22 protein-coding genes and 1 pseudogene are annotated in these 24,890 nt (G+C 59.4%); 7 read left to right on the top strand and 16 right to left on the bottom strand.

Annotated elements, in window-relative coordinates; translation table 11 throughout:
• The 4 genes from A3CW_RS53100 to A3CW_RS0127970 form a co-directional block, all read left to right on the top strand.
• Window positions 1-352: DUF5372 family protein (locus A3CW_RS53100; RefSeq protein WP_211254091.1), on the top strand; the 352-nt coding region annotated here is incomplete at its 5' end.
• 214 nt (window positions 353-566) lie between these two features.
• Window positions 567-977, top strand: coding sequence for a helix-turn-helix domain-containing protein (locus A3CW_RS0127980; RefSeq protein ID WP_245623763.1), 411 nt, complete (start codon window positions 567-569; stop codon window positions 975-977).
• A 119-nt stretch (window positions 978-1,096) separates the two neighbouring features.
• A complete protein-coding gene (locus A3CW_RS0127975) occupies window positions 1,097-1,264 on the top strand; it encodes a hypothetical protein (RefSeq protein WP_211254090.1) in 168 nt (55 codons plus the stop codon).
• The gene (locus A3CW_RS0127970) at window positions 1,261-3,315 is read left to right on the top strand and encodes a recombinase family protein (protein WP_028206507.1); all 2,055 of its coding nucleotides are present in this window, start codon (window positions 1,261-1,263) and stop codon (window positions 3,313-3,315) included. The genes A3CW_RS0127975 and A3CW_RS0127970 overlap by 4 nt, the downstream gene beginning before the upstream one ends.
• Before the next feature lie 41 nt (window positions 3,316-3,356).
• Here A3CW_RS0127970 and A3CW_RS0127965 read toward each other — a convergent pair.
• A pseudogene (locus A3CW_RS0127965) lies at window positions 3,357-4,112 on the bottom strand (ISNCY family transposase); the annotation flags it as partial.
• A 1,252-nt stretch (window positions 4,113-5,364) separates the two neighbouring features.
• Between A3CW_RS0127965 and A3CW_RS0127960 the strand changes: the two are divergent.
• On the top strand, window positions 5,365-6,258 hold the full coding sequence (locus A3CW_RS0127960) for a type IV toxin-antitoxin system AbiEi family antitoxin domain-containing protein (protein WP_028206505.1): 894 nt from the start codon (window positions 5,365-5,367) through the stop codon (window positions 6,256-6,258).
• On the opposite strand, the gene A3CW_RS0127955 is transcribed toward A3CW_RS0127960, so the two are convergent.
• The 5 genes from A3CW_RS0127955 to A3CW_RS51300 form a co-directional block, all read right to left on the bottom strand.
• The gene (locus A3CW_RS0127955) at window positions 6,235-7,134 is read right to left on the bottom strand and encodes a nucleotidyl transferase AbiEii/AbiGii toxin family protein (protein WP_051481759.1); all 900 of its coding nucleotides are present in this window, start codon (window positions 7,132-7,134) and stop codon (window positions 6,235-6,237) included. The genes A3CW_RS0127960 and A3CW_RS0127955 overlap by 24 nt on opposite strands.
• 145 nt (window positions 7,135-7,279) lie before the next feature.
• Window positions 7,280-8,080 (bottom strand): hypothetical protein, encoded by an 801-nt coding sequence (locus A3CW_RS0127950; protein WP_028206503.1) that lies wholly within the window; start codon window positions 8,078-8,080, stop codon window positions 7,280-7,282.
• Between the two features lie 16 nt (window positions 8,081-8,096).
• The gene (locus tag A3CW_RS0127945; protein WP_028206502.1) at window positions 8,097-8,456 is read right to left on the bottom strand and encodes a hypothetical protein; all 360 of its coding nucleotides are present in this window, start codon (window positions 8,454-8,456) and stop codon (window positions 8,097-8,099) included.
• A 9-nt stretch (window positions 8,457-8,465) separates the two neighbouring features.
• Window positions 8,466-9,521 (bottom strand): TIR domain-containing protein, encoded by a 1,056-nt coding sequence (locus A3CW_RS53980; RefSeq protein ID WP_161782957.1) that lies wholly within the window; start codon window positions 9,519-9,521, stop codon window positions 8,466-8,468.
• Between the two features lie 877 nt (window positions 9,522-10,398).
• The gene (locus A3CW_RS51300) at window positions 10,399-10,710 is read right to left on the bottom strand and encodes a transposase (RefSeq protein WP_245623762.1); all 312 of its coding nucleotides are present in this window, start codon (window positions 10,708-10,710) and stop codon (window positions 10,399-10,401) included.
• 105 nt (window positions 10,711-10,815) lie between these two features.
• Between A3CW_RS51300 and A3CW_RS0127935 the strand changes: the two genes are divergently transcribed.
• The gene (locus tag A3CW_RS0127935; protein ID WP_028206501.1) at window positions 10,816-11,769 is read left to right on the top strand and encodes an IS5 family transposase; all 954 of its coding nucleotides are present in this window, start codon (window positions 10,816-10,818) and stop codon (window positions 11,767-11,769) included.
• A 673-nt stretch (window positions 11,770-12,442) separates the two neighbouring features.
• Here the strand turns inward: A3CW_RS0127935 and A3CW_RS0127930 are convergent.
• The 5 genes from A3CW_RS0127930 to A3CW_RS47855 form a co-directional block, all read right to left on the bottom strand.
• Window positions 12,443-13,996, bottom strand: a complete 1,554-nt coding sequence (locus A3CW_RS0127930; RefSeq protein ID WP_028206500.1) for a methyl-accepting chemotaxis protein — start codon at window positions 13,994-13,996, stop codon at window positions 12,443-12,445.
• Between the two features lie 277 nt (window positions 13,997-14,273).
• A complete protein-coding gene (locus A3CW_RS0127925) occupies window positions 14,274-14,861 on the bottom strand; it encodes a cytochrome b (protein ID WP_028206499.1) in 588 nt (195 codons plus the stop codon).
• A 123-nt stretch (window positions 14,862-14,984) separates the two neighbouring features.
• Entirely contained in the window at window positions 14,985-15,332 is a 348-nt protein-coding gene (locus tag A3CW_RS52565) for a hypothetical protein (protein ID WP_154678057.1), read from the bottom strand.
• A 45-nt stretch (window positions 15,333-15,377) separates the two neighbouring features.
• A complete protein-coding gene (locus A3CW_RS0127920) occupies window positions 15,378-16,352 on the bottom strand; it encodes a fumarylacetoacetate hydrolase family protein (protein ID WP_035514161.1) in 975 nt (324 codons plus the stop codon).
• Window positions 16,353-16,411: 59 nt separating this feature from the next.
• Window positions 16,412-17,707, bottom strand: a complete 1,296-nt coding sequence (locus tag A3CW_RS47855) for an MFS transporter (RefSeq protein WP_051481756.1) — start codon at window positions 17,705-17,707, stop codon at window positions 16,412-16,414.
• A 545-nt stretch (window positions 17,708-18,252) separates the two neighbouring features.
• Between A3CW_RS47855 and A3CW_RS0127910 the strand changes: the two genes are divergently transcribed.
• A complete protein-coding gene (locus tag A3CW_RS0127910; protein ID WP_028206497.1) occupies window positions 18,253-19,302 on the top strand; it encodes a LacI family DNA-binding transcriptional regulator in 1,050 nt (349 codons plus the stop codon).
• Window positions 19,303-19,339: 37 nt separating this feature from the next.
• On the opposite strand, the gene A3CW_RS0127905 is transcribed toward A3CW_RS0127910, so the two are convergent.
• From A3CW_RS0127905 to A3CW_RS0127885, 5 genes are all read right to left on the bottom strand, one after another.
• Entirely contained in the window at window positions 19,340-20,272 is a 933-nt protein-coding gene (locus A3CW_RS0127905) for an electron transfer flavoprotein subunit alpha/FixB family protein (protein ID WP_028206496.1), read from the bottom strand.
• 25 nt (window positions 20,273-20,297) lie between these two features.
• Window positions 20,298-21,047: an electron transfer flavoprotein subunit beta/FixA family protein gene (locus tag A3CW_RS0127900; RefSeq protein WP_028206495.1), complete on the bottom strand. Its 750-nt coding sequence runs from the start codon at window positions 21,045-21,047 to the stop codon at window positions 20,298-20,300.
• A gap of 40 nt (window positions 21,048-21,087) precedes the next feature.
• On the bottom strand, window positions 21,088-21,936 hold the full coding sequence (locus tag A3CW_RS0127895; RefSeq protein WP_028206494.1) for a 3-hydroxybutyryl-CoA dehydrogenase: 849 nt from the start codon (window positions 21,934-21,936) through the stop codon (window positions 21,088-21,090).
• Window positions 21,933-23,597 carry an electron transfer flavoprotein-ubiquinone oxidoreductase gene (locus A3CW_RS0127890; protein WP_028206493.1) on the bottom strand — a complete coding sequence of 555 codons (1,665 nt, stop codon included), beginning with the start codon at window positions 23,595-23,597 and terminating at the stop codon, window positions 21,933-21,935. Before A3CW_RS0127890 ends, A3CW_RS0127895 begins: the two co-directional genes overlap by 4 nt.
• Before the next feature lie 51 nt (window positions 23,598-23,648).
• Window positions 23,649-24,887, bottom strand: coding sequence for a CaiB/BaiF CoA transferase family protein (locus tag A3CW_RS0127885; RefSeq protein WP_028206492.1), 1,239 nt, complete (start codon window positions 24,885-24,887; stop codon window positions 23,649-23,651).
• Between the last annotated feature and the right edge of the window lie 3 nt (window positions 24,888-24,890).

The raw sequence follows: 24,890 nt of genomic DNA, 5'->3' as shown, positions 1-24,890 counted from the left end.
CGGCCCTTGGCAAAAGCAGTCAACTGCACGCGATCTGAACGATGAGACACAGTTATTCCGTATCACGCATCCCTTCCATCCGTTGTATGGGCGAGAGTTCGCGCTTGTGGATCGGCGCAACACGTGGGGAGAAGACCGCGTCTACTTCCACGACGACGCGGGTGACCTGAAACGTATGCCGGCAGCCTGGACGAGCGCCGCGGCGCCCGATGCATTCGAGATGGTTTCGGCGGGACGATCGCATTTCCGCATCGAAGATCTGTTGCAATTGACCATGCTGATTGCGCGGCACAAAGAAACTGGCGGACATCCAAAAAGGCGTTCGGGCGGGCGCAAGCCGTCAAGCAAATAATGCCATACATGTAAAATAAATTATGCCATTTGCGGAAGCAAGCGCGCTTAGACCCGGGTGAAATTCGTAATTCGCCGCGTGCTTGACAGGGGTGTCTGGTGAAATTCAAAAAAATGGCCTTGACATCGTCTGTTTATGGGCATAATTTACATTACATATGACCCGCACACGAAAGCCCGACCCCAAACTCGCTGCTCTCGAAGAGAGTGGCACGGTGAATCCGCGCCCTCAGGACATCGATGATCATGCCTTCGTTGGCAGCGACTTCTTCGATCCCCGGGATCTGGTTCAGGTCCGATACGAAATGCTGCGACGCGTGCGCGTGGAAGGGCAAACCGTCGCGGATGCCGCCGCACACTTCGGAGTCAGCCGGCCGACTTTCTACAAGGCACAGGCCGACTTCGAGCGCGATGGCCTCGCCGGGCTGCTGCCGGTCAAGCGGGGGCCGCACGGACCTCACAAGATTACCGATGAGGTGATGCGCTTCATCGAAGAAGCGCGCGCGACTCACGCTGAGCCGGACGTGCAGGAACTGGTTGATCTGATTGCGGAGCAGTTTGGCCTGGCGGTGCATCGACGCACCGTGGAACGCGCCCTGGCGCGTTTGAAAAAAAAACTGCGGTAAATCCTCCCGTAACGGCGCGCGATACCCAGTCCCTGAGCCGAAGCTACGAGATCTTGCGGCAGGAGGCTCTCGAGCCAGGCGGAGGCGGTCCGACGCTGATGCGAGGCCGTGCGCTGTTCATGTTCAAAGGCATGGCGGTCTGGATGAAGTCTGTGACCGAAGCGTTTCCGTTTAGTCCATTACCGGTTGCGCGGCCGGGCGGGCTGAACCTGCCTGCCAGTCTCGAACAGAACCTGGTCGCCGTCGTGGCGACGATGGCAATTGCGACAGCGGAGGTGATGGCATGACCGATCAGGCGCACGCGAAAGTTCAGGCCCGACATCTGAAAAGAGACGCCTACCTGTATGTCAGGCAGTCTACGTTGCGACAGCTGTTTGAGAATACCGAGAGCACCGAGCGCCAGTACAACCTGCGACAGCGCGCGATCGCCCTCGGATGGCAAACTGATCAGGTGGTCGTCATCGACTCGGACCTCGGCCTGTCTGGCGCGTCCTCGGTTGATCGCCAGGGGTTCCAGCGCCTGGTCGCTGAGGTAAGCCTGGGCCGCGCCGGGATTGTGATGGGGCTCGAGGTGTCGCGCCTGGCGCGCAACTCCACCGACTGGCATCGGCTACTGGAGATTTGCGCACTGGCCGACTGTCTGATCCTCGACGAGGATGGCGTCTACGATCCCGCGCACTTCAATGATCGATTGCTGCTCGGCCTGAAGGGCACGATGAGCGAGGCCGAGTTGCACGTCATGCGGGCACGACTGCGCGGCGGCATCCTCAATAAGGCACGTCGCGGAGAGCTGGAGATGCGGTTGCCCATCGGCTTTGTCTACGACACGGAATCGCGCGTGCGTCTGGATCCCGACGCACGTATCCAGGAAAGCATCCGGCATCTCTTCCGCACGTTTCGGCGCACCGGTTCGGCCACAGCAACTGTCAAGGCCTTCCGTGAGCAGGGCCTTCTGTTCCCGCATCGTGTCCACCACGGAGCACGCAAAGATGATGTGCTGTGGAGCGAGCTCGAGCACTCACGCGTACTGTGGGTTCTGCATCACCCGCGGTACGCAGGTGCGTACTGCTTCGGGCGCACGCGCAATCGCAATCATCCCGACGGGCAGAAGGTCAGCGCCCGGCTGCCCTCTGAGGAATGGGTGTCGCTGATCCCCGACGCCCACGAGGCCTATGTAAGCTGGGAAGAGTTCGAACAGAATGTTCAGGTGTTGCGGGAGAATGCCCACGCACTGGGCATGGATCGGGAAAAGGGCGCGCCGCGTGAGGGGCCGGCGCTGTTGCAAGGCCTCGCGATATGTGCCAAATGCGGTGAGCGGATGACAGTGCGCTATCACGTCCAGGGTACACGCAGGGTACCGGACTACATGTGCCAGCGCCACAGCGTCAAACATGGGCGGCCGGTGTGCCAGCATGTTCGCGGTGGAGAGCTTGACGAGGCCGTCGGCAGGTTGCTCGTGGAAACTGTCACGCCAGTCACACTTGAGGTCGCGCTTGCAGTACAGGAAGAACTTGAGAACCGCTCTGACGAGCGCGACCGACTGCACCGCCAGGAGTTTGAACGAGCACGCTACGAGGCCGATCTGGCGCGGCGCCGCTATATGCAGGTGGATCCCGCGAATCGACTGGTCGCGGATTCGCTTGAATCGGAATGGAATCAGGCGCTACGTGCTCTCACCGAAGCTCAGGACCACTACGAAAAGCAGCGCGAAGCTGATCGCGCAGGACTTAACGATAAACAGCGTGCAAGCATCATGACTCTCGCGAGAGACTTCCCTCGTCTCTGGAACGATCCGCGCACACCTGATCGCGAGCGAAAGCGCATGGCGCGACTGCTCATTGCTGATGTGACTTTGCTCAAGGGTGCAGACATCTGCGTTCAGGTCCGCTTTAATGGCGGCGCCACGCATACGCTACATGTGCCGCTGTCCAAGCCAGCGTGGATATTACGGCAAACCCCTCGCGCAGTCATCGCCGAAATGGACCGGCTTCTCAACGATTACACCGAGAGTGAAACGGCAGAGCAGCTTAATCGTCAGGGGCGCGCCTCCGGCTGGGGCAAGCGGTTTACTTCCAGAATGATCACGCGGCTTCGACTATCCCATAAGCTACCGAGTCATCATGACAGGCTGCGCGCACGCGGAATGCTCACCCTGGACGAGATCGCAGAGCAGTTGGATGTGATGCCGACGACGATCAAGACCTGGCGTCGTGCAGGCCTGCTTGTAGCGCAGCGCTACGACGACAAGGGAGGGTATCTCTTCGAACCGCCCGGCGCTGACGCACCGGTGAAATTCCAGCACCAGGGAAAGACCCGTGGCCGACGCTCGACCGCGTAAACACCAACTCAACCGACCTATGAGGTGCACTATGCAGCGCAGCCCTTGGCCGAACTGCTGTTGGCGCAGAACGTGTCGATGTTCAGCTCGTACATTGCGCGCCCAAAGTGCGTCACGCTGCGGCCCGTTTCGGGGGCCCGGACGCTGCGGAACACGCTGGCCTTGTCGCTGTACAGCGCCACCGGCTTGCCGTGACGCTCAAGGTACGCACGCGTCGCCTCGAAATAGCTGAACGTCGATTCGGTCTGCGTAAAGTGCAGGTGCATGATGCGGCTCGTCGCATCGTCCACGTACACCAGCAGCGTGCAGGCCGGCGCGCGCTCCTCGAACCAGCGGTGATCGCTGCCATCGATCTGGACGAGTTCGCCCAGGCACGCGCGGCGGGCCCGTGGCTGGTAGACCTTCGGCGGGCGCTGCGCCCGCGGAATCCACAGACCTGCATCGCGCATCCATCGACGTACGGTCTCCTTGGCCAGTGCAATCCCATGGCATTCAGCGAGCTTCTCACACGCCAGCGTCGGCCCGAAATCGGTGTAACGTTCCCGCACCAGCGCCATGGCCCGGGCCCGCAGATCAATGGACAGTTCCCGGTTACTCGGCCGCCCACGCCTGGCCGAGACCAGTCCAGCCGGTCCGCAAGCCTCATAGCGCCGGCACAGCCGGCTGATCTGCCGCTCGCTGAGCTGCAGCCGCTCAGCCGCCTGAAAACACCGCAGGCGGCCTTCAATGACCGCCTCGATGACCTTGACCCGCTCGAGTTCGCGCATGCTTGCCGTGATCAGCTCACGTCCGTTCATGGTTCGCCCCTGGTCGACGCCTCACGCGAGCGTGCGCGTCAACCAGGACAGGAATCGGACATTTCAAATGAGCCAGAACCGGACATTTCAAAAAAGCCGCAACACGAAAAACTGCGATAATCTTAATTATGTCAAATTGAACGAAAAATAAAAAAGGCTCTGATCCATCGAGCCTTTTTTACCATGAAGCGGGTGCGGATACCTGTTCCGCGGTCAAGTGATGGTGCGCAATCAGGGTAAAACAAACCTCACTGCCATTGTGGACTACACCTTCAACCAGACTTGCTATTTCGCGCAGATGCATAGTGCATCCTCCCATAATGTGAAAGTAAGACAACACGTTTGATACGACACTTGCTACAAGCTCAACCGGAAACACCGTTGCGAAAAACTGCAACGTCACGGCTGTGAAAAACAGCTTAACAAAACGTGCGCTACCACCACCAGGAGACCTGCGGACTGGACTCGAACCTAGCTTCCCGAAACCTTCTCAACCGGTAGAGCGATTCTACATACTTTTTCGTAATAAGTCAACCCGCCGGGAGCGATTTATGCTAGCCAGTTCTCCCGTTGTTGCAATGCATGGTCGACGCGAAGGCCCGCCTTGATCTCGTTTTATTCGTAACGGGGACGCCAGCATCTCGCACCGCTGTCTCGGGCCGTCGGCTTCCTGCCGTCGCGAGCTCCGGAATCATGGTGTGAGCAAAGGAATCACGTGTTGTGCGGCATGCATGCCGCACAACATAGCACTAATTTTGGCAACCATCAAGATCTGCGCACTCAGACACGCCGCTCCCGGCTTGACTGGATCTATTATTTATGATATTCTGCGCAGCGTTAACGCTGCGCAGAACCTACCTACTTAAAGCCACCGTGGCCGGCAACCGCCCGGGAATAAGTGCCACATCGTCCTCTAGTTATCAAGGTCGACGAGTCCCTAAAGAGGGATTGCATTGCTCGCTGGGATCGCGTCAGATCTCGAAATTAACGACACGATGCGGGTGCTACGCGGCATGGATGCCGCGTAGCATGACGTATGTTTACGCAATCGTCAAGCCCTCTTCCCCCAGCCAGTAACGCTTTCATCTTGAAATTCCTTAAAAGAGACGTTATGCTATGCAGCGTTAACGCTGCATAGCACTGAGTTTCCCGTCGTGCGTTAAGCACCTTAATTTCAGTTGATTGGTTGCCGGAGAGCTGGCAGCATGCATGCTGCCAGCTCTCCGGCAGGGTCAATTTTTCGGTATGCGGAATGAACCGAACAAGAATTCAGATCGCCAAAGCTGACATCGTTAAACATTTCGACCAGCTTCCGTCGCACGTACTCAAACTGAAGGAAATCCGGGCGATTCTCGCGGACCAGCGCGCATTCTGGCGCCTCGCACAGAGCACGACCGCAGCGGACTTCATCGCATTTCTGCGGCAACATGCGAAGCTCAAAGAAGTTGCCTTCCCATTTCCGCAGCGATCGGAACAAGCCTATGTTTGGGGCGAAGTACCACTGCTGACTGTTTTGCTGTCGCTTCGCAAGAACCTCTATCTCAGCCACTATACGGCCATGCGGTCGCATGGGCTGACAGAACAGTCTCCCACGACGATTTACATTACGGACGAACGCAGCAGTGGCAGCGCTAGCCAACAAGAGCGGCCAAAGCTCAGTCAGGACGACATCGACCAAGCGTTCACGCACGCTCCTCGTGTTTCCCACAATTGGGTCGAGCACGCGGGGAAGAAGATTTACTTACTAAACGGAGCGCATACTGGCCACCTGGGTGTCGTGACGGAACGCGTTACCGACGACGGTGGCGAAGAGGTGCTTGCGAGACTCACGAATCTGGAGCGCACGCTCATCGACATCGCGGTACGGCCGATCTATGCCGGCGGGATCTTCGAGGTTGCAAAAGCGTTCGAGCTCGCGAAGGGTCGTGCCTCCATCAACAAGCTAGTTGCAACGCTGCGCAAGCTCGATTTCTCCTATCCGTATCATCAAGCTATCGGCTACTACCTGGAGCGCGCGGGCTATAAGTCGACCCAGATCGACCTCATCCGACGCCTTCCGATCGAACACGATTTTTATCTTATGCATGAGATGGGCGAAACCCGTTACGTCAAGGAGTGGCACTTATTCGTCCCAAACGGGTTTTAATTGGTCAACCAGCTTTAGTACAAAGTTGAAATAGACATCGAACCCTTTCAGGTCAAAATCGGGGGAGACCGTATCGACCACAGCCGCAAATCCGGTGAGATGGAAGTCGTAGGTCTCAGGAATTAGACCCATGAGCGAGAGCGGCACCTTCTTAACCTCAAACATGGAGGTCAAAACCCGTCGCATCTCTTCCCCTGCCAAATCCATCTCCAAAGAATGCGCGAGTACGTGGATGTCGACAAAGTCCTTGGGGCGTGCGCTTCCGGGGCGCTCCCGCTTAATGACAGGGCCGTACGCAGGCATCTGCTGGCAGATTGCCCGGAGCTTTTCACAGACGATCATCAGCGGCGAGTAGACATAGATCAGCGTTCCGTCGAAGTCCCAATCTTGCTTGTCCGCGACATACTCGAAACGGCTGATGTCGATCAGAAACTTGGGACCTTGCCCCAGATTGATCGCCAACTTACGCAAAGTCTCGATCTCGTCGGAATGACGGGCGTATATTTCAGCTGTTACAAGCTTGAACTCAACGGCATAGCCACCCCAGAAATCCTTCATGTCGTCGGTGATTGCCTTGGGCTTTTCGACCATCTTGAAGTCGAAGACCTCAAACTGACTAGCCCTGAACGTCTCCAGGAGTGTCTTCTTGATTCTTGCCTCGACATCCCCGATATCCTCACCAAAATCCTGCTTCAAAGAGAAGTCAAGGTCCACTGACGCTCGGGCACTGATCCGGTGAACTAGCGCCATTGCATTACCGCCTTTAAGCACCAGTTGTTCGAGAAGTTCGTCGTCGGAAAACATGGCCTGGACGGCTAGGCCCTTGATCTTGTCCAGTAGTTTCGGGTCTTGCGGTGCAACCTTGGGCTTGTTCATCACTTTGCGCTCATTTCGCAATTCAAATCTATAACGATAGCCGCCACTATGGCGCGCGGCGACTGCGTGAATTCACGATGCCGATCGCACCGTCCCGCCAATTTTTCTCGCGCCCGTCCATATCTGCGCGGAGCTCGGTTCTGTGTCATAGGGGCTGACGGATACATGTGCGCTTCTCAGCCAGTTGCCGCCGGCACTGCTCGTTTTCGATGAGCAAGTGGTCGACGCGCTCGCGCAGTGCAACGTTCTGCGCACGTAGCGCATCCGCCCCGATATTGGCCTGCTGACGTACGGCAACATTCTGAAGCTTCAGGAACTGCTCGGTGGCTGAAAGGCGTTGCGCGGTGTCGGCCAGATCCTTGGCGCCCGCTCCGGCGGCACCGATCGCCTCGAACAGCTCGGCGAGCATGGTCTGCACGTGCTGTCCAGCCATATCGCGAGCGCTTTGTGCGGCACCGAGCTCACGCTGAAGGTCGGCGCATGCCGCCTCGAGCCGCCGTATGCGCGCATGCGCATCGCCGAGTGCGGCTCGCGTGAGCATTAGTTCTGCCTCCCCACTTCGCCCTTGTCTCTCGGTGTCTGCGAGAGCGCTCCGCGCCGACGATGCCGCGTCCACATTGATTGTGGGCGTCGCGGCACCAGGGCCCGCTGCCAGCCCGCTCGCGGTTGCGTGAGCAACGGGTCTTAGCGCGTGCGCGCGCGCAACCGCCTGCTGGATCGTTGCAGAACTCGGTCGACGCGCGACGCCAGCCTGCGGCGCGATGGTGCGCAGAAGGTTGTCGTAGGCGGTCGCCCCGTACAGGCGCCCCGTCAGCAGCCGGACTTCGCCAATCAGCGCATCTAGAAACGCCCCGTTGTCCCGCGGGAAGTCGCGCTCGAGCACAGGGAGCGCCGCGAGCAGTGCGCGCATCTGCGCATCGGTCCAGGTCAGTCGGGGGCGGCCCATGGTTTGCCTCCGGACATTAGAAAAGTCCCAGCTGTCGCGCATCCCGCACCGGCGGCAGCGACACCTTCGCGCGACGCGCCCCGGCCCGGCGTGCAAGACGTCGCACGTGGGCGATCAGCTCGATCACGGCAGCGGCCGAGGGTTCTGGAGAGGGTAGCGTCAGGCGCAGCGTGAAGCGCGCGCAACCGTCGGCAGACAGGCCCGCGATCGGGCGCAGCGACGCGCGCAACGCCAGACGGCGCGCGCGGTCAAGTAACTGGGCGCGGCTCATGCCCGGCCAGCAGACGGCGATCAGGCGAGTGACAGATTCCGGCACGGACTCCGGCGCGAGCTCCGTCGGTAGCGCAAGCATGACAAGTTCGAAGCGGGTGGCCATCGCTGCGGTTCAAAGGTGATTCATGTCGACTGGCAGGCCGGCATCCCGCATCTCTTTCGCAAGCTTCGTCTTCCACGCGCCGTGGGCATCGTAGTCCACGTACTGCACACCGCTGTAATCAGACGGAATCTCGACCTCGCCCTCACGCAGCGCACAGACATGGCCGCGCCCCAGCTTCGCGGCGAAATAGCCAAGTTCAAGGATCACGTTCTGACGCGCACGCGGCTTCAACTGCTCCGGACTGGCGGAAGCGAAGCCGCCCTGGTCGTCCGGCGTAAGCAGCACCACCGCGTACGCTGCCCTCGCCGCTTCGTGTTCAAATTTGTCGATGATGGTCCTGCCGCCCCCGCTCTGCTCGTCGAGGATGACACCTTCAAGGCCGAGTCGCCCGAGCAGCGCCTGGACCTCGTATTTCGCCGTCAGGTTGTGGCCATGCACGATGAACACGCGACGCGACGCATTTGCTGGCACATCGGGCGCAGGTCGCGCAGGAACCTCCCGTTCAGTTCGTTTCTCGACCTCGCGTTCGATCCTGCCGTTGATTGCCGGCCCAAGCCGAGTCACGGCAGCTTCAAGGCCTCTCATGCTTTCGGAAATTGCGGTCGGCTTGGTGCGCGGCGCTGCCGCGCTCGGCGAGTCGATCAGCAGATCGTAGCGGCAAAGTACGTCGAAAAGGTCGACCTGCTTCACCGCCCAGTGGGTACGGCCCATCTCGTTGGCCTTCAGGTCGATGTCGAGTTCGTCCGCAAGGCTTGCCAGCTGCATCGGGGCAATCGGCGTCACCGCGTTATCGAATTCGTAGCGCAGGAAGAAGGCGTTGCGCCTGTGCTGGATGGCGATGATGTTACCCACACGTGCCGGCGCGTCCACGCCCCGTTCGTATGCGAAGATGGCCGGAAAGCTTTTCAGGCGCGCCGCGACGGTATCGTCGAGCGGGTAGAACTTCGTCTGTAGCACGTCAACAGTGTGCTCGATATAGCGGTCAGCCTGCACCAGTGCGTGCCCGGCATCCCAGAAACCGGCCGTTGGGGCCACGAGCAGGCTGTAGTGATCGGACTGCTGCATGTTGAACGCTTCCTGTGCAAAAGGATGACCTAGTGCGGCATGCGCCGGCTGTTGCGCCGATTCTCCCATGCGACAAATCATATTTACTAGTGTTCTTATGATCCACGGATAATCTAGGCAACGCTAGCACCCAAATGCGGCCCAGTTTGGGATATGCTCGATTCGCCTGACCAGCCTCTCCTTTTGCGTCAATCAGCCGCCGCTGCGGCGGATGAGTGGCGAGCGGCTCACGCCGATCCGGACGCATGGCTCGTCGGTTACCGGTAGCGGCTCCACCTCGCCATTGCCGTGGGGCAATCGTATTACGGTGAGCGTCTTCCATCTGAAGGACGACGGCGAACCCGAGGGCTCGCCCTTGGCCGTCAGGTTCCTGGTGTCGCCCGGCAGGCTACACCGCGGTGTCATCTGGCTAGCGTCCGCCTCGCTCGAGCTCTGGTCGGGGCACTTCGTTAATGTTGCAGTTCCCTTCGTGCTCTCGGGGGCTTGCAATGGCTGTCTGCTTGCTCAAACTGGCGTTCCTTCTTTAGGCATAGGAGGCCCCAGCATGCGCTCCCTCCACACAAAGGCTACTCCGACCAAACCGGCGCGTCGGCCCGGTCCTGCCGCCTGACCTGACTGACGCCGACATCGTTGCCCGCTGGCTCACCCTGAATGCTCCGAGGCCCAGGCGCCTAGCCACTCCCAGGTTCAGCCAATAGCGCAAGTCGCTTTGCCCAACTTCATGGCGGCCACGCTCTCGGTCGCCGAGTCGCATCAAGTCGCTAAATTAGGATTACATATTAAAAATGCGATCATTGTTTTTATGTTAAGTAACTACAAATGCATTATTTTACGTTTATGAACCAGTCTTCTCGTCGGATGGCGCGAAAGCTATTTACTAGCTCGGATGGTCCGCCGCTGCGAGAATCTCCAGGATCTTGTCCATGATTCCCTGTCTTCTCCATTGTAACCACTTCATGTAGGCCGTCTGCGGCGGACCAAATTCCGGCGGCAGACGATGCCATCGCTCACCGTTGATAGTTACCCACAAGATCGCATCGAGAATCGTGCGAGGATCACGAGCCGGTCGCCCCCAGCCGCGACGCACTTGCGATTGAATCAGATGGCCCACGAGAAGCCATTGATCGTCGGAGACAGGGAACTGAAGCACCAGTGAATCTCCTATACGTAACACCGCAACCGTGTCCAAACTGCTATCCGGCGCGGAACAGATCTAGGGAAGGTCTGCAAAAGTCCTGGCATTGAAGACTGGTTCGCCTATCCTGGAAGATAGGCAAGTTCAAGGAGTTCGTCGATGACACAGCTCGGTCTTGGTCTGGATCTTTCAACGAAACGCACGCGCAAGCGGGAATTTCTCGATGAGATGAGGCGCGTGGTGCCATGGTCGAGGTTGATTGCGTTAATCGAACCGCACTATCCGAAGGGTAAGACTGGAAGGCCGCCGTTTCCGGTTGCGACGATGCTGCAGATCCACTTCATGCAGCAGTGGTTTGGTCTGTCAGACCCGGCGATGGAAGAGGCGCTTTATGACGTGCCACTGTATCGTGAGTTTGCGGGGCTGGGCGAAGGTATGACGCGTTTGCCGGACGAGAGCACGATTCTGCGGTTCCGTCACCTTCTCGAAACGCACGGTCTGGCCGCGCAGATGCTCGCGGTGGTTAATGAGATCCTGAGTGAAAAAGGCTTGATGTTGAAAGCAGGGTCAGCGGTCGATGCGACCTTGATTAGCGCACCCACTTCGACGAAGAACGGCTCTGGCGAACGAGACGCGGAGATGCACCAGACGAAGAAGGGAAATCAATGGTATTTCGGGATGAAAGCGCACATCGGCGTGGACGCAGAGTCGGGTCTGGTCCACACCGTCATTGGTACGGCGGCCAACGTCCACGACATCAATGCGGCCCAAGCGCTGTTGCACGGCCAGGAAAAGGATGTGTACGCTGACGCCGGATATCAGGGTATTGAAAAGCGCTGTCAGGCGAACCCGGTACGCTGGCATGTCGCGATGCGACCAGGCAAGCGTCGACAACTGGACCTGAACAATCGTCTGGACGCGATATACAACCAGATTGAGCGACTGAAGGCTGGCGTGCGCGCCAAGGTTGAACACCCTTTCCGCGTGCTCAAGCAGCAGTTTGGCTATACGAAGACGCGGTACCGAGGATTGGTGAAGAACACCGCGCAGATCACGACACTGTTTGCGCTGGGCAACCTCTGGATGTCGCGCAGGGCTTTAAACAAAGTGTGAAACGCTGCGTGGGCAGGCCGTGAGTCTCGAAAAACGAAGGTCATCATGCTTCAAAAGCCGGACGACCAACCTGCCAGCAGACGCTTACGGCTGATACGCCCAACGTGGAAAAAGATCAGCGCTCTGAAAGCGTGTTGTGCAGACCTTCCCTAGTGGGAGTAGGATTCACGTTCAGCTTGGCGATCCAGAAACGTATCGCGATCTGAAACCGTAGTCGCAGGGTTCAGGCGATATCATCAATCGACAACCTCGGCCTCGCACGTGCCTTTCGTACGGCTCTGCGTGGTTGGGGCTGGACTAAATCCAGCGAGACCTGTTTCGTTTTGGCCTAGCTCAAATCGCGCTTCGCAGCGTAATGAACTCGCCTCCCGGGCAAGCCGGTGAGAAAAAAATCGCTCCAGCTGCTCACAGCCAGAGCGACAAACAGCGCGATTCACACAACGATGTGACCGTGAGCGCACGCATGCAAATCGTATGCAGCGGAGCAACACGGCATGAATATGTTATATCCGGAGTGGTCACGCTTGCAGGACATAGGTAGCAACGTTCCTTTGCCAAATTGCGATTACTACGCTCATCTTTCACGGTTCTGGGCGCGACGAAATTTGTTGAATTCTGCGTGCTCTCGTGCTTCATGCGTCGGCTCGGCAGTGAACAACTGATGTCTACGTCTTCAAATCACTACTTCATTCGGGGAATTGAACTTGAACTCCGATACAGCATCTTTAAGCGCCAAAGATTGCATCTCCAGCGATTGCGCGACACGCGTTGTCTGGCTTGCCAGCGTGGCATTCTGCTGGGTCGCATGATCGATATGGATAACCGCCTGATTTATCTCTTCGATTCCGCGCATCTGCTCATCCGAAGCGATGGATATTTCTCGGACGATGTCAGACAGACTTGAAACCGAGCTGATAACCAGGGGCATCGCGTCACGAACTTCGAGCGCCTTTCCGGCACCATCGTGAATCGCTGAAATCGAGGCAGTGATGAGTTCCTTTATCTCTCTCGCCGCTGCTGCCGACCGTTGCGCCAGGACACGTACCTCACTCGCTACAACAGCAAACCCTCGACCTTGTTCGCCCGCTCTGGCCGCTTCGACGGCCGCATTGAGCGCGAGGATATTAGTCTGAAAGGCGATTCCTTCAATCACTGCTGTAATCTTGGCGATCCTGCTTGAGCTGTTGCTGATCTTTTCGATCGCTGCTGTCATTTCCCGAACAGCACGGTCACCCGTGTTTGTCATATCAGTCGCCTTGACTGCCAGATCCGCAGCGTCGCGTGCCATTTTCGCGTTCCGGTTTGTCGTCTCGGTGAGCTGGATCATGCTTGCGGAAGTCTGTTCCACAGAGGATGCCTGTTCGTCGGTCCGCGACAACAGGTCAAAATTTCCCGCGACAATCTCGTCCGTTGCCGCCCGCAGGGAGTCGGTCGCGCTTGCGACCGTTTCCATTGCAGCCTCGATGCGGCCCAGAAGTGCATTGAATGCAGCCGAGGTGCGTCCAATTTCGTCTTCCCGACGCTGCATCGCCCGGCGCCTCAGATTCAATGTCTTGCTGACGTCTGACAACGTAGCTTCTATGTCGCCAAGTCCGGTGCTCAACGAATGTAAAGTCTTCCAGGCAAATAAGCCAAGAATAAGTCCACCGATCAGCACAATCGCGGTCATTGCCGCGCGCATCACGTCCAGCACGACGAGTTCTCGCTGATGCCTGACATCTGCGCCGGTGCGAAGTGCCGATACAAGGCTTTCGATTTCTGCTGCCTCGGCCATCCCCGCGGGGCGCACCTCCCTCTGGATAGTCGCAAATGCCGTCGGCAAGTCTCCCCCGCGCACCAGTCCGATAACCTTTGACAGGGCTTCGACGCACTTCTCCCTGTCGCGCCCGAAGGAACTGGCGATCCTGACCGTTTCGGGTGGTTTGGTTGCTTTATTGAAGAGTGCGAAGCGCTCGTCAGACGCCTTTCGAAAAGCTTCGGCGTTGGTGGTGCTCTGCTGTCTGTCTGCGTCGCTGGAATCCAGCATCGCCTCCATGATCGAGAGCGCCATCAGGAGCTGGAGGCGGTAGCTTCCCTCAAGATACTGGGAGGGAAGCGTCACCTCCTCGTACATCTCCTCTGACTGCCTGCTGGCGCTAGTCATACCGAACATGCCAATAAGAGCGACGGCGAAGCTCAGCATTCCAATACACAGGAAAAGAAGCGACACTCGTTTCCTTATACTCATCTCACTTCCCGTTATCATCCAGAGAACTTTTACCGAGAATTAAAATCAATCTCTGATCCGTGCAGTATTCGTGGTCGAATCGATCGTCGCACCCTGCTTGATCTCGCAAAAAAATGCCCGGCGTGATGCCAGGCAGAAAGGTGCACTCTCTCGCACAAGTGCTCAACCATGAAGTTGCTGCGCTACCGGAGCCGGATTACGTCACGCGTTCCCAACGCTGAAGCCTCCCCTCCCCCCGACGTCGTCTCGCTTTGCGTAGTGCAGACTTCTGCGGGCGTCACATCGTAAGTGATCGCCCCGTTCCCTTGTCTCGCACGATCCATCGCGCGGCCCACCGCGGCAGCATCGATTGCAACGACTCGTTTCCATCTAGAAAATGGTGCTTCAGCGCCATCAGGGCGTGTCCAGCTACGAGGAAAGCAATCGCGTAGGCGAAGCAGAAGTGGATCTGCCTGAAGATAGGCGCGAGTTCCGGTGCTTTCTCCATGAGCGGTGGAAGGAAGAAGAGCCCTGCAACCGGAACCGGATATCCGGCCGCCGACGACCAAAGCCATCCTGTCGCGGGTAACGCGACCATGCATAGATACAGGATCAGGTGACCGGCTGTCGCCGCTCGCCGCTCCAGTGACGACAGGTGGGCGATGGTTTCCGGGGGGCGATGCGTCAATCGCCAGAGAATCCGTGCAGCGAGCAGGAAAATCGTGACTGTCGCGATGGACTTGTGCAGCATGATGGTTTGATGCTCGAGGTTCGGGAGCTGACGCAATGTACTCGAGTAGTATCCGACCGCCCACGCGCAGATAATCACGACGGCCATTGTCCAGTGCAGCGCTTTCGCAACCGGTGTGTACTGCTTCGAATCCATACTCTCCTCCGTCTTCGGTGTATTCGCCCTGGCGTGAGACGCTGCGGCGCCTCGATGCCCCTTCTGAAGCCCCGGTTGAAGTGGCATCTGCTCTGGCGTACCTGCCAGAGCATTGCCGGCTCCTTACTGTCCGGATGCCGGCGCTGGTGCAGCCGGCCTGGACTGCGGGGCCGTCTTGCGTTCGGCATTCGTCAGGTTTTCTGGATACTGCTCCGGGTTTGCCTGGGGACCATACCCGTTGTCCTGAAGTTTCTTCAACTCTGCGTTCTTCAGCTGACGCCGCTGACGCGCAGCTTCCTTGCGCTCGGCGCGCGATTTCGCCCGCGCTTCTGCCTTCGTAAGTGGAGCTGACGCAGGCTGTACCTGTGCCGAAGCCACATCAGGGGATGACGGGCCTTGCTCTTGAGCGACTGCGAGAAATGGAAGGCTCAGAATTGCCGTTCCAATACATTGGACTACTAATTTTCTCATGGTGTCTCCTGGGTGTGTCGGTGCCAGTGGCACCTTTCTATTTGATTAAAAAACGCAAGGGGTCAATTGTGATCCGAGACCGTCAATGGATGCTTCGATGACGTCTCCGGGCCTCAGGTAACGGGCGTAGTGGGTGCCAATTCCAGCCGGTGTGCCCGTGCAAACGAGGTCACCCGGTTCAAGGCCAACCACGGACGACAGGTAAGCAAGCTGCTCGCCAATACTAAAAATCATGTCACTGACGCAACCCTCCTGCATTTGCTCACCATTCAGACTGAGGCGCAGCTTGAGGGTCGACGGGTCTTCAATGTTCCAGGCAGGTACGAGGAACGGGCCAGTGGGCAACCATCCAGCGCGTGCCTTCGACTGGATCCAGTCAGTGCCCAGATTGGGCATGTCTGCACGGAAAACGCGGTCCCGCAACGTGATATCGTTCACGACGCAGTATCCCGCGACGCCCTTAAGCGCTTCATGCGCGTCGACGTTCTTCAGACGACAGCCGACGACCACGCCAAGTTCGACTTCCCAGTCGAGGGACGCGAGTCCCTCGTGGATACGCAGCGGCTCGTTGGCGCCAGCAATGCACGCCGTTCCCTTCATCGCGATATATGGCTCGCCAGTGCGCCTCCTGGCTTCGAAAGAATCGAGCGTCGTCTTCTGGCGGTCCTCCCTGTCTTGAGCGGTCATGTGCCTCGTCGCGTCTGCGGCTGCCTCAAGCAGCTGTGCGCGGTAGTTTGCGATGGTGCAGTACACCTGCGAGGGTGCGACGGGAGCGTGAAGAACCAGTGTGGAAAGCGGTACGCCCACTGACGTCATGAGCGCACGCGTGGCAGGCTCGTCAGCGATGTCCCGCAGGATTGGCGCATTGGCATCCCAGGATTGCATTAGCGCCCCCATCGATTGCACGCCGCGCAACCCGCGTCCCGTCCACAGTGCCAATGCACATGCCAGTCCGTCCATCACCAGTACCGGAAACGGCATGGAACCAGCAGACGAGACATTCGCTACAGCATATTTCATGAACAAACCTTTCTTCAGAGTTCAAAGCTCATGGAACGCCGGCACCAATCATTCTCCAGTCAGTCGCTGCTGGCATTGATTTGCCCGCCGGCGCCGATCGACGCCCTCCCGGGATGTTCCGTTGCTGCGTCTTGCGTTGTCCCGCTCTTGCGGCGACGCGGAGCGGTTTCAACCAGAAAGCAACTGACGACGGCGCCGAGCAGCAGGCTGTAGAAAGCGAAATCCAGCGTCCGGGCAATCCCGTAGTTCTGGGCTACGAACCCCGCAATAACAGGCGCGACGCCGCCACCGAACGTCTCGCCTACGCCGGACACGAATCCGATCGTCGATGCAATAAGGCCAAGCGGAGCCGCCTCGGTCGCAACCGGGCCGCTGAACAGGCTAAGAAGACCCATTGCGAAAAGCGCCACACCGAAGAGCAGAGCGAAGAGCAGCCATGGGTTCGCACCGACGCGGGAGAAGGCAGAGAGGAGAGCCGCGGCACAGACAAAACCGAGCAGTGCGGTCGGACGTCGCCCGATGAAGTCCGAGAGACCGGCCAGGGCGAAGCAGCCTATGAAGCCTCCGAAGCCAACGGCAGATGCCACTAACCCCATACTGCGAACGTCGAGCTGAATGACTTTCACCAGATAGGTCGGCACCATCGCGCCGATGACGAAGATGCCCCCCATTGCGCAGAGAATACCGACCGTCGCCACGATCACATTTCGACTGGCGAACAGGTCCAGCCATCGTTGGGCCTTCTGGTGACCGTGCGTCTCAGGTACCGCGGGGAGGCGGTCGTGGATGCAGCGCCAGATAAGGAATGCCACAATGAACCCGGGAATAGCCGAGAAAGCGAATACCCAGTGCCAGTTCGGAACCCACTGCAGCAACTGGGTCGCAACGATTGGCGCGAAGCCGAGCCCCATCAGCGGAATCATGCTGATTTGCAGTCCCTGATTCAAACCCCGCCGGGAGGGATGGGACGCATCGCTGTTCGCAGCGATGCTTGCCGGGGTAAATGTGCCCTCCGCAATACCCATCGCACCGCGCAGCAGCAACAGGCTGAGGAATCCTGTCGCGAGGCCCGACAGGCACGAAAGTGCGGAGAAGGTAACCATCGTCGCCACGAGGATCTTCTTGCGGCCAACGCGGTCTGCCAGCGGGCCCATCAAGATGGCCCACAGACCCCACGTAACGCCAATCACGCCGATCAGGCTTCCCAGCTGGGAGTAGTTGAGATTGAGGTCGCGCATCATGTGCGGGAACAGGGGCGCCATCAACCACCGGTCGAAACCGACCAGTCCAAAACCCACGCCCAACAGCACGAGCGTCGAACGCTCGTATCGCACGTCATGTTCGGGGGCAGCCATTGCTGTGTCTCCTTCCAGTTCTCAAACGTTTATGCACTGCGCAAGGCGGTTTCACGAGGAATGCCGTCTCTTTTTACTTCACCAATGCTAACGTTAGCGCAGTTTCACGGAAGTGTATGAGCCAAAAGAGCGCACGTCAACGTCATATTTTTCCTGGGGCTTTGTTATTGCCATTACCTGAATGCTATCGTTTGCCCGATAGGATCGGGAAAACTATCCGCTAACGGGCACGGAGGGCGCAGAGAAGGCAGAGGAGCCTGGGAAAAGGCGCTGCCAGGGACAACGAGGCAGTTGTGCTATCGTTTGTATTGCGGAGGCTGCCGGCCGTCGCGGCGAACGCCTGGGGTTGCTCTTGGCAGATCCAGCACGCCTGCCTTTTCGCGACCGAACGAGCAATGAATTTTTGCGCGTGTGCGCTGCGCGTGTGGTGCTTTCCAGCACCTGGACATTGTCTGGCATGCTGCGGGCACTGACTGCGGAAGCGCCGACTTTTCCTGTGCCCGCGTGGGCCCTGCAATTGCAAAAGAACCTGTCAGCTGAACACTATGGTCACCATCAAGGATATCGCCGCCCGCCTGGGGGTTTCGCCTTCAACCGTCGGTCGCGCTTTGGCGGACGACCCTCGCATCAGCGCCGCCACCAAGCAAAAGGTCTCTGAGGTTGCCGAGGAGATCGGCTATGTCGGAAACCTTGCGGCTCGCATGATGCGAGGCGTTTCCAGCAATCTGGTGGGTTTTGTTCTCCCTGACATTCGCAACGGGTTCTACGCGACAATCGCGCACGCCCTGTCCAAGTGCCTGCAGGATGCAGGCTACCAGCTGGCGCTGTCTGAAACCGAAGACGACAGGATGGCTGAACTGCGCAATGTGCGTGAACTTGTGAGCTCGAATGTGGCTGGCATCATCATCGTGCCGACAGCCAAGCCACATCGGGAAACGCTCCGGCTGCTCAAGATGCGCCCTCATGTGCAACTGCTGCGCGGCGACGCCAGTATCGGTGACCAGTGGTTTGGGATCGACGACACCCAGGCGCTGTTCGATGCCACGGAGCATCTTGTAGAGCGCGGACACAAGCGAATCGGCTACATTGGCGGCACCGATGCGCTTCCGACTGGCGCAGCGCGCCTGAAAGGGTTCCTTCGCGCCTTGCCGCTCACTGGCCAGGACCGCGAGGAACTCGTGGAACTGGGCTCGCCTGGTGAAGCGAACTTTGGTCGCGAGGCCGTTCGTCGCCTGCTTGCCCACAAGGCCAGACCGACCGCCATCGTCGCCGGCACAGTCCAGATGACGCAAGGCATCCTTGAGGAACTGCATGAGCAAGGCGTGCGCGTTCCGGAGGATCTCTCCGTCGTCGGATTCGGTGATGAGCTGGGCTTCCGGTGGTGGGGACCGGGTCTGACCACTGTTGGGCTTCCAGTCTTCGAACTGGCAACTGCCTGTGGTCTGTGGTTCGTCCACAGGATGCGCCACAGCACCGGAGAAACGCCGTATCGGTCCATCTCGCAGGCGTCCCTTATCATTCGTGGCAGCACGGCGCCGGTGGCGAAGGCGTCCAGCGCCACGGGCAGAGCTTCGCGTCGAAGCGCCACTGTCTAGGCGGCGCTGCTTCGCCCGGGAAGGTCCGGCGACCGTTTCAGGCTTCGCGAACCAGTTCGGGGACGACGGAGAAGAGGTCGCCTACCAGACCGTAGTCTGCCACGCTGAAGATCGGTGCTTCTTCGTCCTTGTTGATCGCGACGATCACCTTCGAGTCCTTCATGCCGGCCAGATGCTGGATCGCGCCCGAGATGCCGACTGCCACGTAAAGCTGCGGCGCGACGATCTTGCCGGTTTGACCAACCTGATAGTCGTTCGGCACGTAGCCCGCGTCGACTGCCGCGCGCGATGCGCCGAGTGCGGCGTTGAGCTTGTCCGCGAGCGGCTCCAGAACCAACGCGAAGTTCTCGCCGCTACCCAGACCCCGGCCACCCGAGACGATAAACTTCGCGCTCGTGAGTTCCGGACGGTCGAGCTTCGTCACTTCACGGCTCACGAACTTCGAGAGGCCGCTGTCTGCCGCCGCTTCGATCCTCTCGACGGCTGCGCTGCCTCCTTCGGTTGCGACGGGATCGAAACCGGTCGTGCGGACCGTGATCACCTTGATCGGGTCGCTCGACTGGACGATTGCGATCGCGTTGCCTGCGTAGATCGGACGCTCGAACGTGTCGGCGCTGTCGACTGCCGTGATATCGCTGATCTGCGCGACGTCGAGCTTCGCGGCAATGCGCGGCGTGACGTTCTTGCCCGCTGCCGTTGCTGGAGCCAGGATGTGCGTGTAGTTCTTCGCAATGCCCAGCACCGTTGCTTCGACGTTCTCGGCGAGACCCTGCTCGAGTTGCGGCGCATCGGCGAGCAGCACCTTGGCAACGCCTGCGATCTTCGCGGCGGCGTCTGCCGCAGCCTGTGCATTGTGGCCCGCAACCAGCACGTGCACGTCGCCGCCAATTTTCTGTGCTGCGGCGACCGTGTTCAGCGTCGCGGCCTTGATCGACTGATTGTCGTGTTCGGCTATTACCAGATTCACCAGATTCGTCATTTTTGTCTCGCTCTCCTTACAGCACCCTGGCTTCCGTCTTCAGCTTCTCGACCAGCGTCTTCACGTCCGGCACCTTCACGCCTGCCGAACGCTTCGGCGGCTCGGCGACCTTCAGCGTCTTCAGGCGCGGCGTGACGTCAACGCCCAGATCTTCCGGCTTCACCGTCTCAAGCGGCTTCTTCTTCGCCTTCATGATGTTCGGCAGCGTGACGTAGCGCGGCTCGTTCAGGCGCAGATCCGTCGTGACGACTGCGGGCAGCGTGAGCGACAGCGTTTCCGCGCCGCCGTCCACTTCGCGCGACACGGTCGCCTTGCCGTCGGCCACGACCACCTTCGAGGCGAAGGTGGCTTGCGGCAGGTTCGCCAGTGCAGCGAGCATCTGGCCGGTCTGGTTCGAATCGTCGTCGATGGCCTGCTTGCCGAGAATGACCAGTTGCGGCTGCTCCTTGTCGACCAGCGCCTTCAGGAGCTTGGCGACGGCCAGCGGCTGCAGGTCTTCGTTCGACTCGATGAGGATCGCGCGGTCCGCGCCGATGGCCAGCGCCGTGCGCAGCGTTTCCTGCGCTTGCGTGACGCCCGCGGACACCGCAATGACTTCCGTCGCCACGCCCGCTTCCTTCAGACGCACCGCTTCTTCCACAGCGATTTCGTCGAAGGGGTTCATCGACATCTTCACGTTGGCGATGTCGACGCCCGTGCCATCCGACTTCACACGAACCTTCACGTTGTAATCGACTACCCTTTTCACGGGAACGAGAACCTTCATACCCTTTCTCCTTTTCTGGTCTGCTGGAGCACCCGTTGGCTCAATATTGATGGAATCCACGGCCAGATTTGCGGCCGAGCACGCCGGCAGCCACCATCTCCCTGAGCAGCAACGCGGGTCGGTACTTCTGGTCACCAGATTCCTTGTGCAGCACGTTCATGATGGCAAGCACCGTATCGAGACCAATCAGATCTGCGAGCGCCAATGGGCCAATGGGATGGTTTGCACCCAGCTTCATGGCGTCGTCGATATCTCCCGCGCTCGAGAGACCTTCCTGGAGTACGAGAACGGCCTCATTTATCATCGGAATCAATATGCGGTTCACGACAAAGCCGGGTGAATTCCTGACCCCGACAGGATGCTTTCCGAGAGATTCCGCCAGGCGAACGGCCGACGCAAACGTAGTGTCGTCTGTGCGCATTCCCCGGATGACCTCGACGAGCATCATGGCCGGAACCGGATTAAAAAAATGCATCCCGATGAACCGGCACGGCCTCGCAAGCGCCGCACCGAGACCCGTTATCGAGACCGATGACGTATTTGTTGCGAGCACTGCGTCAGGACGAATGACTGCCTCCAGCGAGGTGAGAATCTCTTCCTTGACATTCTCGTTCTCTGTCGCGGCCTCGATCACGCAGTCGCACGCTGAGAACGCGCGCAACGTCGCGCTAAATGAGATTCGCTGCATGGTTGCTGCCGCATCCGGTGTCGCCATCTTTCCTGCCTGCACCCGCCGCTCGAGGTTGTGACCTATCGTGCGTTGCGCCCGCTCCCATGCGCCCTCACTCACATCACTCAGGATGACTTCCAGCCCGGCAGCCGCGCACACCTGGGCAATACCGCTGCCCATCTGGCCGGCACCTACAATTCCAATGTTCTTCATGTTCACATGTTTGAATAGTTTGGACCGCCGCCGCCTTCGGGCGTGATCCACACGATGTTCTGCGTCGGATCCTTGATGTCGCAGGTCTTGCAGTGCACGCAGTTCTGCGCGTTGATCTGCAGACGATCTTCTTCCTGATCGTTCTTTACGAACTCATACACGCCTGCGGGACAGAAGCGCGCCTCGGGACCTGCGTAAGTCGTGAGGTTGATGCCGACCGGCACCGTCATGTCCTTGAGCGTGAGGTGCGCTGGCTGATTCTCTTCGTGATTCGTGTTCGAGATGAACACCGAAGAAAGCCGGTCGAATGTGAGCTTGCCATCCGGCTTCGGATACTCGATCGGCTTGCACTGCGAAGCGGGCTTGAGCATCTCGTGGTCGCGATGCTGGTGATGCAGCGTCCACGGCACGTTGCCGCCCAGCAGTTTCTGTTCGATGCCCACCATCAGCGTGCCCAGGTACAGGCCCTTGCTCATCCACTGCTTGAAGTTGCGCGCCCTGTACAGNTCCNTGTAAAGCCACGACTGCTTGAACGCTTCCGGGTAGGCCGCGAGTTCATCGCTCTGGCGGCCTGCCTGCACCGCTTCGAACGCCGCATCCGCGGCCAGCATGCCGGTCTTGATCGCCGCGTGGCTGCCCTTGATGCGCGAGGCGTTCAGGAAGCCCGCATCGTCGCCCACGAGCGCGCCGCCCGGGAACACGAGCTTGGGCAGCGACATCAGNCCNCCNGCNGTGATCGCNCGCGCGCCNTACGACACNCGCTTGCCGCCTTCCAGATACTTGCGGATCTCCGGATGCGTCTTGTAGCGCTGGAATTCCTCGAACGGCGAGAGATACGGNTTCTGGTACGCNAGACCNACGACAAANCCCACCATCACCTGGTTNTTGTCGATGTGGTACAGNAACGAGCCNCCGTAGGTGTCGNNNTCCAGCGGCCAGCCNGCGGTNTGGATCACGAGNCCNGGCTNGTGCNTNGCNGGATCGATNTCCCACAGTTCCTTGATGCCGATGCCGTAGACCTGCGGATCCGANTCCTTGCCNAGCTTGAACTTCTCGTTNANCTGNCGGCCCAGNTGNCCNCGGCAGCCTTCGCAGAACAGCGTGTACTTCGCGTGCAGCTCCATGCCGAGCTGGAAGTTCCCGGTGGGCTCGCCGTCCTTGCCGACACCCATGTTGCCGGTGGCGACGCCCTTGACCGACCCATCGTCGTTGTAGAGCACTTCGGCGGCCGGAAAGCCNGGGAAGATTTCCACGCCCAGCGCCTCGGCCTGCTGGCCCAGCCAGCGCGTGACGTTCGCGAGGCTGATGACGTAGTTGCCGTGGTTCTTGAAGTTGTCCGGCAGCGCCCAGTTCGGCACAGCCTTAGCCCCCGTTTCGGAAAGAAAAAGGAATTTGTCCTCGGTCACGGGCACGTTCAGCGGTGCGCCTTGCTCTTTCCAGTCCGGAATCAGCTCGTTCAAGGCACGCGGATCCATGACCGCGCCCGAGAGGATATGCGCCCCGATTTCCGAGCCTTTCTCCAGCACGCAGACGCCGATTTCAGCGCCTTTTTCCGCGGCCAGCTGCTTCAGGCGGATCGCGGCAGACAGCCCCGCGGGGCCGCCGCCGACGATCACCACGTCATATTCCATCGACTCTCGCGATACACCACCGACATTACCATTCATGTCTTTTCATCTCGTGCTCGTGTTGATCGTCTGTCGCGCGCCTTCTCACGCTCAAAGAACGCTGGCGTTGCGTAGCGCTTGAACGTCCGCGTCATCCATGCGCAGCCAGTCAAGCAGGACATCGTCCGTGTGTTCTCCCAGGGTTGGCGGCGCGTTGCGATACTGGACCGGCGATTCGGAGAACCGGACGGGGTTCGCGACCATGGCTACGTTGCCGCCCAGGGAGTGGCGCATCTCAACCCGCACGTTACGCTCCTGCACGTGTGGATCGGCGAACACCTCTGCGAGGTTGTTGATGGGCCCACATGGCACTCCTGCGGCCTCCATCGCTTCAACCCATTCCCGGGTGGTACGCTCCCGCGTGGATGCTTCCATCATCGCGACGAGTTCCGCGCGGTGCTTGACTCGCTGCGGATTCGTGAGAAAGCGTGCGTCGCTTCCCCACTCTGGTCGTCCCAGCACTTCACAGCAGTGGCGAAACTGACCGTCATTACCCACCGCGATAATCATGTGACCGTCGGCCGTGGGAAACTCCTGATAGGGAACGATGTTCGGGTGCGCGTTGCCGAGGCGCTGCGGCACCTTTCCGCCGACAAGGTAGTTGGACGCCTGGTTCGCGAGACTGGCAATCTGTACGTCAAGCAGCGCCAGGTCGACGCGCTGTCCCAAACCCGTGCGCTCGCGCCGCGCCAATGCTGCGAGGACGCCGACAGTCGCGTACAGGCCCGTCATCACATCAGTCAGCGCGACGCCTGCCTTGATCGGACCGGCGCCCTCTGTCCCAGGCGCGCGGCCCGTGAGGCTCATCAAACCACCCATGCCCTGAATCAGGAAGTCATAACCCGCGCGACTCGCGTACGGACCGTCCTGACCGAAACCCGTAATGGAGCAGTAGATCAGCCGGGGATTGACCTCTTTTAACGCTTCGTAGTCGAGGCCATATTGTGCAAGCCCTCCTACCTTGAAGTTTTCGATAAGCACGTCAGCTTCGGTAGCGAGGCGCCTGATGACTGTCTGGCCGTCCGGGTGGCTCATGTCGACCGTCACAGACCGCTTGTTGCGATTTGCGCACAGGTAGTACGCTGACTCACCCGTTGCATCGCCATCGGCGTCGGATAGCCACGGCGGCCCCCAGGCCCGGGTATCGTCTCCTGTTCGCGGCCGCTCGATCTTGACCACATCCGCGCCAAGGTCGGCCAGCAGTTGGCTCGCCCACGGACCTGCGAGCACTCGCGAGAGGTCCAGAACGCGCAGCCCCTCGAGCGCTCCTCGTGATTGCGTCTTGTCCATTTT

The organism is Paraburkholderia nodosa DSM 21604, from assembly GCF_000519185.1.
GTDB classification, from domain to species: Bacteria; Pseudomonadota; Gammaproteobacteria; order Burkholderiales; family Burkholderiaceae; genus Paraburkholderia; species Paraburkholderia nodosa.
The sequence above is the reverse complement of the archived record's forward strand: the minus strand, read 5'-3'. Positions and strand labels throughout refer to the sequence as shown.